Source organism: Nostoc sp. DedSLP04 (assembly GCF_034530775.1).
GTDB lineage: Bacteria > Cyanobacteriota > Cyanobacteriia > Cyanobacteriales > Nostocaceae > Nostoc.
On sequence record NZ_JAVRCL010000005.1, the window covers coordinates 41,875 to 55,569 of the forward strand.

Consider the following 13,695-nt stretch of genomic DNA (forward strand, 5'->3'; position numbering starts at 1 on the left):
AATATTGAAGGGATACTGGATTGGCAGTAATGTTATCTCACTGTGTGAGATAACATTGGTTTGTAATGTGTCTTTGTGTGAGTATGAGTGTCATTCCCGAAAACGTTCTTTTGGCTTTAGCCGAAAAACGGTGCTTGTCTAACAGCGAGATCGAAGTGTTTTTATATGCTGTTGAAGGACAATCGCCAAATGCGATCGCGAAAGAATTGGCAATCAGTGCCGAAGCAGTACGCAAAAGATTAAGCGAAGTTTACAAGAAATTTAATGTTATTGGTAGCGGCCCAGGTAAGCTCACTAAGTTACAGCAAGTTATAGAATCTGAGTATCAAGCATCTTCAGAGACTGAGAAATCGATTACCCAAAACCGTCAAGATTGGGGTGAAGCGCCTGGTGTCTGCTTTTTTCGGGGACGCATAGCAGAATTGTCTGGGCTAACGCAGTGGCTCATTAAGGATAACTGCCAACTAGTGGCAATATTGGGAATGGGGGGAATCGGCAAAACTGCTTTATCTGTGAAACTCGCAAAGGAAGTTCAGGAGAATTTTGAGTATTTGATTTGGCGGAGTCTCCGCAATGCGCCACCCGTCGCAGAGATGTTGGCAAGCCTAATCGGGTTTTTATCTGATGAGAAAGAAACAAATTTGCCAGAAAGCGTAGATGGTAAAGTAACGCTGCTGATTCATTATTTACGAGAGCATCGTTGTCTTGTGGTATTTGACAATACAGAGACAATTTTACAAGAAGGCGATCGCGCCGGACAATATAGACAAGAATATGAAGATTATGGTCAACTACTTAGGCGGGTAGGGGAAGAACTACATCAAAGCTGTTTGGTGCTGACATCTCGTGAAAAACCAAAAGAATTTGCTTTTTTAGAAGGAGAAGCATCACCAGTCAGAACATTATTGTTAATTGGCTTAGGAGAAACAGAAGGTCAAGAAATTCTCCAAGATAAAGGGTTATTTGGCTCACAACAGGAATGGGCCAAGCTAGTTGAGAAGTATTCAGGTAATCCTTTAGCGTTAAAACTAGTTTCTGAGCCTATTCGGGAGTTATTTGGTGGTGATATCGCTGCTTTTCTAGCTGAAGGAGAGATCATTTTTGGCGACACCCGAAATTTACTAAACCAGCAATTTGAGCGGTTGTCAGAGATCGAAAAAGAAATAATTTATTGGTTAGCAATCAAGCGCAAGTTAGTTTCTCTAGACGAGTTGCTCAATGATATTGCGCGTCCTTTGCCCAAAAGAGAAGTGATGGAGGCGCTAGAATCACTGCGGAGGCGATCGCTAATTGAACAAAGAACAGCACTTTTCACCCTCCAATCTGTGGTCATGGAATATATCACCGACCAACTGATTGAACAGATTTGTGACGAAATTACCACTCGTAATATTAGACTATTTACGAGCCATGCTTTAATGGAAGCGACGGCCAAAGATTATATTAGAAACACTCAGATTACCCTGATTATTAAACCAATTATAGATAGGTTATCAACTATTTTTAGATATGCTAAAAATATTGAACATCATCTATATCAAATTTTATTGTCCCTGCGACAGATTCCCCAAACAGCAGGATATGCAGGTGGAAATCTGTTAAATATTCTTTGTCAATTACAAATTGATTTTAGCGGCTATGACTTTTCAAATCTGACCATTTGGCAAGCATATTTACAAAGTGTGAATTTGCATCGGGTAAATTTTGCCAATGCCGATTTAGCTAAATGCGTTTTTGCAGAAACATTAGTTAGTATTTCGTCAGTAGCATTTAGCCCGAATGGAAAACTTTTGGCTACGGGTGATGCTGATGGCAAGACTTACTTGTGGCAAGTTGACGATGGAAAGCTACTGTTTACCTGTATTGGACATAGCAGTTGGGTAAAATCAGTTGCTTTCAGTCCCGATGGTCAAACTTTAGCTAGTGGTAGTGATGACCAAACAGTGAAATTATGGGATGTTCCTGATGGTAAATGCCTGAAAACCTTGCAAGGACATAGCAATTGGGTCAGGTCGGTTGCCTTCAGTCCCGATGGTCAAACTTTGGCTAGTGGTAGTGAAGACCAAACAGTAAAGTTATGGAATGTCCACATCGGCAAATGTCTGATAACTTTGCAGGGGAATACCAATCGAATTATGTCAGTTGCCTTCAGTCCCGATGGTCAAACTTTAGCTAGTGGCAGTGAAAAGCAAACAGTGAAGTTATGGGATGTCCGCAATGGTGAGTGCCTGAAAATCTTGCAAGGGCATAGCAATTGGGTAAGGTCAGTTGCTTTTAGTCCCGATGGTGAAACTTTAGCTACTGGCAGTGACGACCAAACCGTTAAATTATGGGATGTTCGTGATGGTAAATGTCTGAAAACCTTACAGGGACATACTAATCGGGTTTGGTCGGTTGCCTTTAGTCCCGATGGTCAAACTTTAGCTAGCGGTGGCGACGACCAAACCGTTAAATTATGGGATATTCGTGATGGTAAATGCCTGAAAACCTTCCAGGGGCATACCAATCGGGTCAGGTCAGTTGCTTTCAGTCCCGATGGTCAAACTTTAGCTAGTGGTAGTGAAAACCAAACAGTGAAGTTATGGAATGTCCAGGATGGTAAGTCCTTGACAACCTTGCAAGGACATAGCAATCGGGTAAGGTCAGTTGCCTTCAGCCCCGATGGTCAAATTTTAGCTAGCGGCAGTGAAAAGCAAACAGTGAAATTATGGGATGTCCGTAACGATAAGTTTCTCAAAATTTTGGAAGGGCATAACAGTTGGGTACGGTCAATTGCCTTCAGTCCTGATGGTCAAATTTTAGCTAGCGGCAGTGAAAAGCAAACAATTAAATTATGGGATGTTCAGACGGGACAATGCCTGAAAAAATTGCAGGAACATACCAATAGAATTAGATCGGTTGCTTTTAGTCCCAATGGTCAAATTTTAGCTAGCGGCAGTGACGACCAAACGGTGAAATTATGGGATATCTACACCGGAAAATGTCTCCAAACCTTGAAAGGGCATACCAGTTGGGTAAGATCGGTTGCCTTTAGTCCCGATGGTCAAACTTTAGCTAGTGGCAGTGAAAACCAAAGAGTCAGGTTATGGGATGTTTATACAGGAGAATGCATCCAAGTTTTGGAAGGACATAGCAATCGGATCAGATCGGTTACTTTTAGCCCAGATGGTCAGACTTTAGCTAGTGGCAGTGATGACCAAACAGTGAAGTTATGGGATGTTTTCATGGGCAAGTGCTTGACAACTTTGCAAGAACATACTAATCGAATCTGGTCAGTTGCCTTCAGCCCCGATGGTCAGACTTTAGCTAGTGCCAGTGAAGACCAAACGATAAAATTATGGGATGTCTATAACGGCAAGTGCTTGAAAACTTTGCAGGGGGCTAATTGGGTAAAGTCAGTTGCTTTTAGTCCCGACGGTCAAACCCTGATTAGTGGTAGCCAAGATGAGACAATTAAGCTTTGGGATGTATCGACGGGTGAGTGCTTAAGAACACTGCGATCGCCACGACCCTATGAAAAAATGAATATCACCGGGGTTACAGGGTTAACCACAGCGCAGTTAGTGACGCTAAAAGCTTTAGGGGCAGTGCAAAATGGAGAGCAAAAATAAAAGGTAAAAGAATGAACTTTGCCTTTTTGCTTCATCCTTTTACCTTTTTTATGTACCTGATGCTTATTTCATGTTAGCCCTTGCGTCCTTAACTGCGGCAAAGAAAAATAATCCTGTGAGTGGAATGCTTAATACCAGGATAATTGCCGTGGCTGTAACACCAAAATCTGGATGTCCGTAACCGAGTTCAAAAACCGAACCGACAGCTGCGATCGCACTTACACAAGAACCACCGAGAAATAAACTACTTTTTGGAGTTAAATACACTACTGCCCCCCTATGCTATTGGTTTCACCGCTTGATACGAGAAGCCATTCTTAGATAGCTCCTGGGCTAAAGTCAAGGAGTTTTCTACACGGTCTACAAATACCACGCCGTTAAGGTGATCCATCTCGTGCTGAATGCAACGTCCCAGGAGGTCATTAGCCTTTAATGTCCGGGGACGACCGTATTCGTCTTTATAGGCGATTTCTACGACTTCGGGGCGCTTTACGTCTAAATATACGTTGGGAATACTCAAGCATCCTTCTTGGGCAACAGAGATGTCGCGGCTGACTTGTTTAATAGTGGGGTTAATCAACACTAAAGGCTGATTAGCTGCGTTCTCTGGTTCCAGGTCGATGACAACTAGTTGTTTGTGAATTCCCACTTGGGGTGCAGCCAAACCAATGCCATCTTTGCTGTACATAGTTTGCAGCATTTCGCGCACTATTTGGCGAAGTTCGTCATCAACTTTAGAAATCCGCTTTGCAGCTTGACGCAGCACGCGATCGCCTAAATAATGAAGCTCCAAAGGTGGATTTTTTAACTTTTTTTTCTCGACAGCAATTTCAGAGGGCATGAGTCTCGATGGCTAGATGGTGAAAATTCCTACTGTTTTCATTCTATCAATCTCAGTTAGAGGATGTTTAAAAAGTCCTGCACTATACCAAAAACCCATCTGCCATTCCTCTTTTTGCTTGCTTAACGGCAGGCTGATGCCAAGAGTGAGAGGCTGTGAAACCCTTATTTTATCGTCAGTAAGGTTTGCTAGGGGTTAGGTCTTTGAGGTTCTATTGTTAGCAATAATACTTTTTAAATATCCCCTTAGACGTAGTACCAATCTCCAAAATAATTATTGTGAAGTCACGTTGCACCATACTTGCAGCGATCCTTTTATCAAGGCTGACATCATTAAACAGTACTTTTAAATGTGAAATCGATTATCATAGCAATTCTCTATGAAGATGCGCCTAATTATTTTGGGACATAGCGAATTATCTTCAAAAAACCTCTGTGTACCTTTGCGCTAACCTCTGCGTACCTTTGCGTTGAAAAAAAGCTAGGATTTGGCCCAGCATTACAAAGAAACGGGATCAATCGTTTATCAGCCTATTTCTGACGCTCTGATTGCAACTAGGATTCCTATACAATTTTTCTTAGTAAAAAGATTTTTTCAATCTATTTTTGATTGATAGAAACCTATGTTTAGCAATATTTTCTGGCATCTTCACCACATTCATTAACTAAATATAATAAACACTTAAAACGAAGACCAACTATCTGTTCATAAAGGGGGTTTAATTTACACATAGGTGGAATGCGAAGTAGAGTCCGACCGAAAACTTTAACAGTTCTTTCAAAAGGGCAATTGGAAGGAATTATTTTGCACAATAGTCTGGCCAGATTAGAATTATGTATTTCTACTGACTCAAGCCGATCGCGAATCTGGTTTAATAAGCTATTGTCCAAATTGGCTTTGTTTAAGAAGTTCATAACTCAACTTTCCTTTAATTAATCTGTTGTTCCTATAAAATTACTCCGATATTCAGAGAAAAACATAGTATAAATACCAAAGTATTTCCCCACTTTTTGAGGTCAAGTTTAAAGAACAGTAGAATTGCTGAGAAACCAGAACAGCTAGCCAATTATTATCAATAACTGTTAGAGGCAATAGTGAGTATATCTGTGGCAAATAGTATGAAGGATCGGGTGAATGGTCAAGGCAGCAGGAGGACAGAAGAAGGAAATAGCAATAGATAAAAGCTGATATATTGGCAAACTTTGCACCATTGACTATAAATAGTGGTGTTATTGACGCAAAGACGCAAAAGCTGAACTTATTGCTTTGGCGTTAAGTTCAAATTTTGAGGTGATGTGTGTTTAAATCTTTCACGAAACTTGATTATCTGCTGAAAGAAACTTTCCTCGGTTTATTGCGGGGAGGTTGGATGAATTGGGCTGCTGTCAGTACTGTGACGGTGTTACTGTTTTTATTCGGCTTGAGTCTGCAAACCTCTTGGCAAGTCGAAAAACTTCTTTATCAGTTTGGTAGCCAGCTAGAAGTCTCAGTTTATCTCGAACCGGATACACGGATGGAAAGTATTGAGCCACTAATCGCTAAAATGCCAGAGGTAGCGACGATAAAAACCATTACCAAAGAACAAGCTTGGACTAAGTTAGTTAAGGAAATGAGAATTTCTGATATTGAGGGTGCTACCCAGCAGCTAGGTGAGAATCCTCTGGTTGATGAGATGAAGGTGAAAGCACGTAATTCTCAAGTTGTACCAACCTTAGCAACACAGTTGGCTAAATTACGAGGAGTTGAGACGGTGCAGTATGTCGATGAAGCAGTGAAACGCATTGCCCAGTTGCACCGGGGTCTGAACTGGATTACTTTAACAATTACGATGATTCTGACTTTAACAGCGATCGCAGTTACTACTACCACAATTAGGCTGATTGTCACGGCGCGACGCCAGGAAATTGAAATTATGCAACTAGTGGGAGCGACTTCTGTTTGGATTTACCTCCCGTTTATTTTACAAGGAATTGCCTTTGGTTTGGTTGGTGGTGCGATCGCTTGGAGTTTCATTTCTGTGATTCAACAGTTTCTCGGTAAGTTGCTAGTCAATCAACCTGAGTTTATCCAAGTCATCACCAACAGAGTGCAACTCACTCCAGCAGAAATTTTATTATTGCCTCTGATTCTTTTGAGTTTCGGTGCAGGTGTAGGATTAATGGGGAGCTTATTTGCTGTCCAACATTTTGCTAAAAGATAGTCATTGGTCATTTGTCCTTTGAACTCGGAACTCCGACCTCTGAACTCGGAACTCCGACCTCTGAACTCGGAACTTCGACTTCTGAACTTGGAACTTCGACCTCTGAACTCGGAACTTCAACCTCTGAACTCAGAATTTTGACCTCTGAACTCGGAACTTCGACCTCTGAACTCAGAATTTTGACCTCTGAACTCGGAACTTCGACCTCTGAACTCGGAATTTTGACCTTTGAACTCAGAACTCCGACTTCTAAACCCGGAACTTTGACCTCTGAACTCGAAATTCCCAAGATTTTAAAAGAATAACTGAAGTTTTGCTTGAACGAATATGAAATTAAACCTATATATCAACTTAACAAGGCTAATCAAATGACAAATGACCAATGACAAATGACCAATGACAAATGACAAAAGACCAATGACAAATGACAAAATAACTATGAAATCACAATGGGAATGTTTTTTGCAGAATCTCGGTGTTTGGGAAGGTTCATTTACTAATTTTTCTCCCCAAGGAACACTTTTGAACGATACTCCTAGTTGTCTTTCCCTAGAACATTTGAACAATAGCCAGAAAGTGCGCCTAACTCTGAGCCGTTCGGGACAAGATATAATCAGAGAATTTAATTCTGTGGGAGGGGGTCTGCTGTTTTTTGAAAATGGTTCATTTTCTGAAGGTTTAATTCAGCTAGGGCCATTTTCAGAATTTGGTGGAGAACTCGCTTTTGTTCATGAAAATCGCCGCTTGCGTCTGGTGCAACTGTTTGATAATACTGGTCAGCTAAAGGAATTAATCTTAATTCGAGAACATCTAGCTGGAACCCCAGCAGATGAACGTCCAACTTTACAGATAAATGATTTGTTGGGAGAATGGCAAGGTCAAGCAGTAACAATATATCCAGATTTGCGATCGCCTGATACTTACTCTACAATCTTCAAATTACAACTTGATGATGCTGGGCGATTAATTCAAAGTACCTCTTTTGCAGAACGCACAATTACCTCAACTGCTACCATCAAAGGTTCCATTGTTCTCTTTGACCAAAACCCAGAAAAGCAGGTGCAAGTATTATTTTTACCAGATGGCGCTTCTGCAACTTCACCTGTCAAGGTGCAGTTACGCCAACCATTTTTTCTGGAAGTGGGGTGGTTAATTCAGCCAAACCTTCGCCAACGGATGATTCGCAGCTACAACGAGAAAGGCGAATGGGTTAGCTTGACATTAGTCACTGAAGAAAGGAGGCTTTGATCTCATGTCCGCTTGATTACTTATCAAATATTTAACTGTTGCCAAAATGTGGGTAATGACAAAGCTTTATTTATGTATATTCAAATAGCTGTAGTTGCGATCGCATTCATCTTAATAGCTGGAGAAAATCTAGAGGCCGTTGCAGACTCGCAATCTTCTACTGAAGATAGTCCTAGTAGTATTGTGGCAACATCGACATTAGAGATAGAAGGAGAGTATGCAAAATATGGTGACTATATCGGATTAACTCCAGTAGATAACCAGTCTGCCGAGTTTTCCCAAATTTCTCAAAGAATTGTCAAAGATATCCAGATTCGTTTTGTTAACAACAAAGATCGATTACTCGATGAAAAAGGTCAGCCGATCAAAGGACGTACCCGAAAAGATTTTATCATTGGTCTGCTGAAACTCAAACCTGGTGAGGTATTTCGTGAAGATTTACTAGCAGCAGATTTGCAACGATTGCGGAGATTAGAGTCATTTAATGAAGTCAATGTTTATCGCCAAGAAGATGCCAATAGCGTTAATCTCATTTATGAAATCAAAGAGCGTAACTTCCCTTCTCTAATTTTCGGAGGCGGTAATAACGACGATGTTGGATTATACGGTCGGGTAGGTTATAGAGATGAAAATATCAGCGGTGTTAACGATAAATTAGATACAATTGTACAAATCAGCGGTCAAGATGTCCAATTTAATGGTCAGTTCATTAGTCGTTATCGTCCTCAAGAACCAAACCGCTTAGGCTACAGCATCAGAGCTTTTCGTACTCGTAATACATCGGGAACTTTCAACGACGATATCAGATTGTCTAACGGTGACAAAGTACGCGAGGGAAGGTTTGGCGGTTCTGTAGGAGTTTTAAAATCTTTTGATCGGTGGGATGCAGCTATAAGTTTGAACTATACCAGAATTAGCTTACGCGATCGCGACTATAACGTTACACAGGTCGATAGATTAGGGAGTCCTTTATCTCTTAGCGGTACTGGCATTGATGACTTATATACAGTATTATTTTCTGTATCCAAAGATCAACGCGATCGCCGAGAAAATCCGACTCAAGGATCGATTCTCACTCTCAGCACAGAACAAGCAATTCCGATTGGACTGGGTAATATTTCTAGCAACCGCCTACGGGGAGATTATATTCAGTATTTACCAGTCAGTTGGATCGGTAATGGTAGACCAACTGACAATCCAGAAATGTTGGCGATTAATTTCCAAATTGGTACGATTCTGGGAGACTTTCCACCAGCTGATGCTTTTAATATTGGTGGACTAAATTCTGTCAGGGGTTATGGTTATGGAAAAGTTGCCAGTGGTCGGAGTTATGGTTTAGCTTCTGTGGAATATCGTTTCCCAATTTCTTACTCAATCGGAGGAGTTGTTTTTACTGACTTCGCCTCAGATTTCGGGTCTAGCGAAACCGTGCTAGGAGAACCAGGAGTGCTACGAGATAAACCCGGAAGTGGCTTTGGTTACGGCTTAGGATTGCGCGTCAAGTCATCCTTTGGACTGATTCGAGGTGACTTCGGAATTAGCGATCGAGGTGAACTTAGATTTGAGCTGACTACAGGTCAACGATTTTAACGGGTGGCAAAAAAGTTCTAGAAAACTACTAGAGATTGCTTAATAACACACTCAGGGCTGCTTGAGTGTGTCTAGTCCAAAAGGACATAATCAAGACATTGGAGATTACTTACACATTTGTAACGTGCGGCGATCGCTAGCTGCGATCGAATTTAACCGATAAAAGTCTTGCAGAGCCAGGGAGTAAGCATAAGAATTTGACTCATCCTCACCAACCTTGGGCAGTCTATTGCTTGTAGCTACCTGATTCGATTGTTCAGAACTGGCTTCATTTGACGAAGTATTAACCGTCATCGCCAACTCTCCTGATGGGTTGATTGTACCCTGAAAGCAATTTAACTCTGATTGGGGCATATACAACGCACCCCTTACCTTGTCTTGCTGCTTTTGAAATATGATATAACCTTGACCAAGCTGGTTTGGCTTTGGGGATTGACCATAAAGGTAAATCCCATCTTTTACAGGAAAACTTCCTTTTGGTAAAACTCTGGCGCTTTTTGTAGTTCCCCCATCGCCTGGAACCAGCGCTGTGATTGTAGGTACTGTGTTTCCGCCTCCAGAAGCCGCATTCAGTTGACTTCTTTGCTCTCGAACTTTTCTCAGCTGCGACAAAAGAGAGTTTTCGGAGGTTTTGTGAATCTGAGCCGATGATAATCGAGAATCTGTAAATGATGTTACTTGAGTTTGCTTGGCTAGAAAGCCCAAACCGAGAAGTAAGCCTAAGCCCGCGAGGGGAATTCCCCACTTTCGGGGAGATAATAACTGATGAAGGTTGTTAAGCACCCTACTTCTCCTGTTAAAAAACTAATTAAGTTCTCTAGAACTTACTTAAATCATAACCAAGTCTTAATTGTTAAAGACTTTATTCACGACTTATATTACTGTTGTCCAAAAAAGAAAACTGTCAAAAACAAAAGTTTTTATTGGATTTGGTTCTACAATCTTAGATTACCATCAGTTAGAGTCTTTATAACAGAGGGTAGAAGGCAGTTTTTGCTGGGGCAGGAGTCAAAAGGCAGGAGTAACCCACCTTTAAAAGCATGAGATTAAAGTAAGGGACTTCCAGAAAATAAAATATACAGGCTATAAGAATGATAATCATTCCGAGGGTTAGTGCTTGACTTTCTGATGACAAACTGCGGTCTAACGTTACCCTTGGGTGTGTAGATATCTTGAGTTTGTAGCGTACAGCATTCACGGATTCTACAGGCACTAAACAGGCAGACACCGAACAAAGCGCGTAGGCGTAGCCCGCCGTAGGCATCGCGCCCGTTGTCTAAGCCATCGCTAAAAATTAGCTGTATCTTTTGCTGTGTTAGAACCTTGGCGCGACCATGACGGTTTATTTTCATCGTTAGACTGTAGACCCTGCGATTCACAGCCTACAACGATTTAACACAGATTAATCGGAATTATTTAACCGAGATTAGCGATCGCAAATTAATGAATAATTTTGAGTGCAAAGACGACCCAATTTCTCGCATCAGCCCACAAAAGTTACATATCTCTTTGTGAAAAAATCCCCATAGCGATCATTAAAAACGTCATTTAGAATGTCATACTAAAAATTTTACTTAGGTCTAATTCTCCCGCATAAAGCTCAGTTGGTTGGATAGAAGCTTGGGGTAATCCCCACGGTTGAAACTGTGTCGAAGTGGGAGAAGTTTGGATTTTGAATACTTGCGGACTTGAACTTACTGTCGGAGATAAAGTTATATTAAATACATAGTTTGGGGCGCCGAGAACATCAGTGCTAGGGAGGGTATTTACAGTAAACGTTTTTGCCAAGCCATATATTACATTAGTTGTAGTAGGAGGATTAATATAGCTTGGACGACTGCCTTGATAAGAAGCAAAACTAGGATAGTAAGTTTTAGTGGTAGTACTGTATTCATAAGTAGCAAAGGAAATTGCTACCACCTTTTTACCGATTACTCCCATCAACAAAGCTAACTGCGCCTTATTTGGGGTCGAAATACGCCCTGTAAGGAATATATCTCCCACTGGCGAACCATCCCATTGAACATTACTAAGCACTGCTACAACAGGGTAATTATATATCCCGGTTCCGCCAGGACTTGGGCGACTGGTGGGATCGATTACGTATTGATCTGCGACTAGAGCTAAATCACCAATGCTTAATGTCTTAATAAACCCAAGAGGTTTATAGGTATTTGGCTGGAAATTGTAACCTTGTTGTACATCTAAAGATTTGTTAATACTAACAGCGAAGACCGGAGTAGTAAAACCTATTGAACACGCTATACAGCCTAGTAATAAAGCTTTACTCAACAGCATAAGTTTTTCCAAATAGTAAATAGATGGTTTGAGTCTTTTTTAAGGTATAAACTCATAAGATTTATACTTGCATGAATCATGCTACAACTCCATATTTAAACAAATTTTAATAGACATGATGTGCTACGGAATGTAGCACCAGGTTTTGTTTTTAGTGTTGAAAAAAACGTATTTAAAACAGTGATTATCGCCAAAAAGAAGGCCGAGGATTATTTGAAATAACTATTAGAAAACAGTGCAAATAAGCAAGTCGGTACAATAAAACCAAACTGTGTAAATAAAAGTAAATAACGCTCAAACTCTTTCTCCCCCTGCTAAAAGCTCTCTGCTTTTGTCTTATGCCAACAATATTTATTTACGCTGACTTACTTAAACCCGACTCTACTAACTGTAAAAGCGGATAATATTCGCCGTCTACGCGAGTTGATGAATAAGGGACTTCCAAAGAATAAATTGTTCCAGAAAACTAATCTTTTGGCAGAAAATTCAATCATTATTACTGAATTTACTACAAAAAGGAGGGGAGAAAGCGGCAGCCATCGGCTGCCACTTTCTCCCCTATAATAATGATTATCATTATTTTAAATGGAATGTTTTATTTTTTGGAAGTCCCTAAGAAGAATTGTATCTGGCTACACTCTACTCAATATACTTCCTGCCTCAAAATGTAGAAAAAAACTTATGAGCGCAAGGCTTTTACTGGATCGATCTGGCTAGCACGCACGGCGGGAAGCAAACTAGCTCCCACCCCCACCAGTAGCGCTGAACCCACTGCTAGGACTGCAATTCTGCTATCAAATTTATAAGGCAAGCTAAAGGTATCGGTAATTACAACAGTCAATCCATGCACTACTCCTAGAGCCGCTGTTCCTCCTATTAGACTTAAAAGCATCGCCTCTAAAATAAATTGCAGCATGATTTCGCGTTGGGTTGCACCTATAGCCCGTCTCAAACCTATTTCAGCAGTTCGTTCATTTACAGAGGCAATCATAATATTCGCAATTCCAACACCGCCAACCAAGAGCGCGATCGCTCCTACTGCTGTAAGACCTTGAGAAGCCATCTCTAGAGTTTTCTGCTGCTGTATAATATCTGATACATTATTCCAAAATTTAAATTTGTAACCTGGAAATCTTTGTAACAGTAACTCCTCTGCCTGGTGACTTAAGTCTTCGATATCTGCAAGTGCATAAGGGCGCATTTGGATGCTCCCGATGTCGCGGCTACCAGTCGAAGCGTTGTAAATAGACATCGGCACATACAGTTGACCCGCCGGAGGTGCATTTTCACTTAAAATAGTTGCTACCACCCCGATCACGATATAGGGTCTGTCCCCAGCATAAATCAGCTGCCCTACAGGTTCTTGCTTTTGAAAAAGTTGTTCTGCCAGCAATCGATCGATTACGATTACCGGGCGGTAGTTGGCAAAATCTTCAGACGTGAAAAACCGTCCTGATACTAAAGATATCCCTGAAGTCAACAAAAAATCTTGGGAAACAGGTGACAAAGTTGGAGTAAATTCCTTGTCCCGAAATATAGTTGGTGTAGAACCAGCCCAATTAAAAGAACTGATCGCTTGCAAGCCTACCATTCGCTGTCGCAAGAATTCCATATCTTCCAACTTGAGTTGGGTAGCTTCACCACCAGAATCCCAATTTGGATAAACTGAAACTTGAGGCGCGCCTCGTTTTGCTAATTGTTGAGCGATCGCATCTCGGCTAATATTACCAACCTGAAGTGTAGCGCTGACAGCAGCCACACCCATAAATACTCCCAGAGTAGTCAGAGCAGAACGCAAGGGGTTTCTACCTAAAGAGTGAAAGGTAATATTTAATAAGTCAAAACCTGAAAGAGCCATAATAGTTGCTTTGCTCTAGCTTGGGGACAAGGGGCAGAGGGGCACAGGG

At 41.2% G+C, this 13,695-nt stretch carries 11 protein-coding genes; 4 read left to right on the plus strand and 7 right to left on the minus strand.

Features of this window, described 5'->3' with window-relative positions:
• The first annotated feature begins 83 nt into the window (after window positions 1-83).
• Window positions 84-3,611, plus strand: a complete 3,528-nt coding sequence (locus tag RMX89_RS04350; RefSeq protein ID WP_322688149.1) for an NB-ARC domain-containing protein — start codon at window positions 84-86, stop codon at window positions 3,609-3,611.
• A 63-nt stretch (window positions 3,612-3,674) separates the two neighbouring features.
• Here RMX89_RS04350 and RMX89_RS04355 read toward each other — a convergent pair whose 3' ends face one another.
• The 3 genes from RMX89_RS04355 to RMX89_RS04365 form a co-directional block, all read right to left on the minus strand.
• The gene (locus tag RMX89_RS04355) at window positions 3,675-3,878 is read right to left on the minus strand and encodes a hypothetical protein (protein WP_322686769.1); all 204 of its coding nucleotides are present in this window, start codon (window positions 3,876-3,878) and stop codon (window positions 3,675-3,677) included.
• A 10-nt stretch (window positions 3,879-3,888) separates the two neighbouring features.
• A complete protein-coding gene (gene def, locus RMX89_RS04360) occupies window positions 3,889-4,452 on the minus strand; it encodes a peptide deformylase (protein WP_322672448.1) in 564 nt (187 codons plus the stop codon).
• A 626-nt stretch (window positions 4,453-5,078) separates the two neighbouring features.
• Entirely contained in the window at window positions 5,079-5,366 is a 288-nt protein-coding gene (locus RMX89_RS04365) for a Mo-dependent nitrogenase C-terminal domain-containing protein (RefSeq protein ID WP_322672449.1), read from the minus strand.
• Between the two features lie 383 nt (window positions 5,367-5,749).
• Here RMX89_RS04365 and RMX89_RS04370 point away from each other — a divergent pair, with 383 nt between their 5' ends.
• The 3 genes from RMX89_RS04370 to RMX89_RS04380 all read left to right on the plus strand — a co-directional run bounded on the left by RMX89_RS04370 (window position 5,750) and on the right by RMX89_RS04380 (window position 9,490).
• On the plus strand, window positions 5,750-6,652 hold the full coding sequence (locus tag RMX89_RS04370; protein ID WP_322688058.1) for an ABC transporter permease: 903 nt from the start codon (window positions 5,750-5,752) through the stop codon (window positions 6,650-6,652).
• A 438-nt stretch (window positions 6,653-7,090) separates the two neighbouring features.
• Window positions 7,091-7,900, plus strand: a complete 810-nt coding sequence (locus tag RMX89_RS04375) for a DUF3598 family protein (protein WP_322688150.1) — start codon at window positions 7,091-7,093, stop codon at window positions 7,898-7,900.
• A 72-nt stretch (window positions 7,901-7,972) separates the two neighbouring features.
• Window positions 7,973-9,490: a BamA/TamA family outer membrane protein gene (locus tag RMX89_RS04380; RefSeq protein ID WP_322688059.1), complete on the plus strand. Its 1,518-nt coding sequence runs from the start codon at window positions 7,973-7,975 to the stop codon at window positions 9,488-9,490.
• 105 nt (window positions 9,491-9,595) lie between these two features.
• Here the strand turns inward: RMX89_RS04380 and RMX89_RS04385 are convergent, their stop codons facing one another.
• From RMX89_RS04385 to RMX89_RS04400, 4 genes are all read right to left on the minus strand, one after another.
• Window positions 9,596-10,273 carry a hypothetical protein gene (locus tag RMX89_RS04385; RefSeq protein ID WP_322688060.1) on the minus strand — a complete coding sequence of 226 codons (678 nt, stop codon included), beginning with the start codon at window positions 10,271-10,273 and terminating at the stop codon, window positions 9,596-9,598.
• Window positions 10,274-10,536: 263 nt separating this feature from the next.
• Complete coding sequence (locus RMX89_RS04390) at window positions 10,537-10,842, minus strand: site-specific integrase (RefSeq protein WP_322688061.1); 306 nt, start codon at window positions 10,840-10,842, stop codon at window positions 10,537-10,539.
• Window positions 10,843-11,038: 196 nt separating this feature from the next.
• Window positions 11,039-11,788 carry a hypothetical protein gene (locus RMX89_RS04395; RefSeq protein WP_322688062.1) on the minus strand — a complete coding sequence of 250 codons (750 nt, stop codon included), beginning with the start codon at window positions 11,786-11,788 and terminating at the stop codon, window positions 11,039-11,041.
• 679 nt (window positions 11,789-12,467) lie between these two features.
• Window positions 12,468-13,646: an ABC transporter permease gene (locus RMX89_RS04400; RefSeq protein WP_322688063.1), complete on the minus strand. Its 1,179-nt coding sequence runs from the start codon at window positions 13,644-13,646 to the stop codon at window positions 12,468-12,470.
• Window positions 13,647-13,695: the final 49 nt, after the last annotated feature.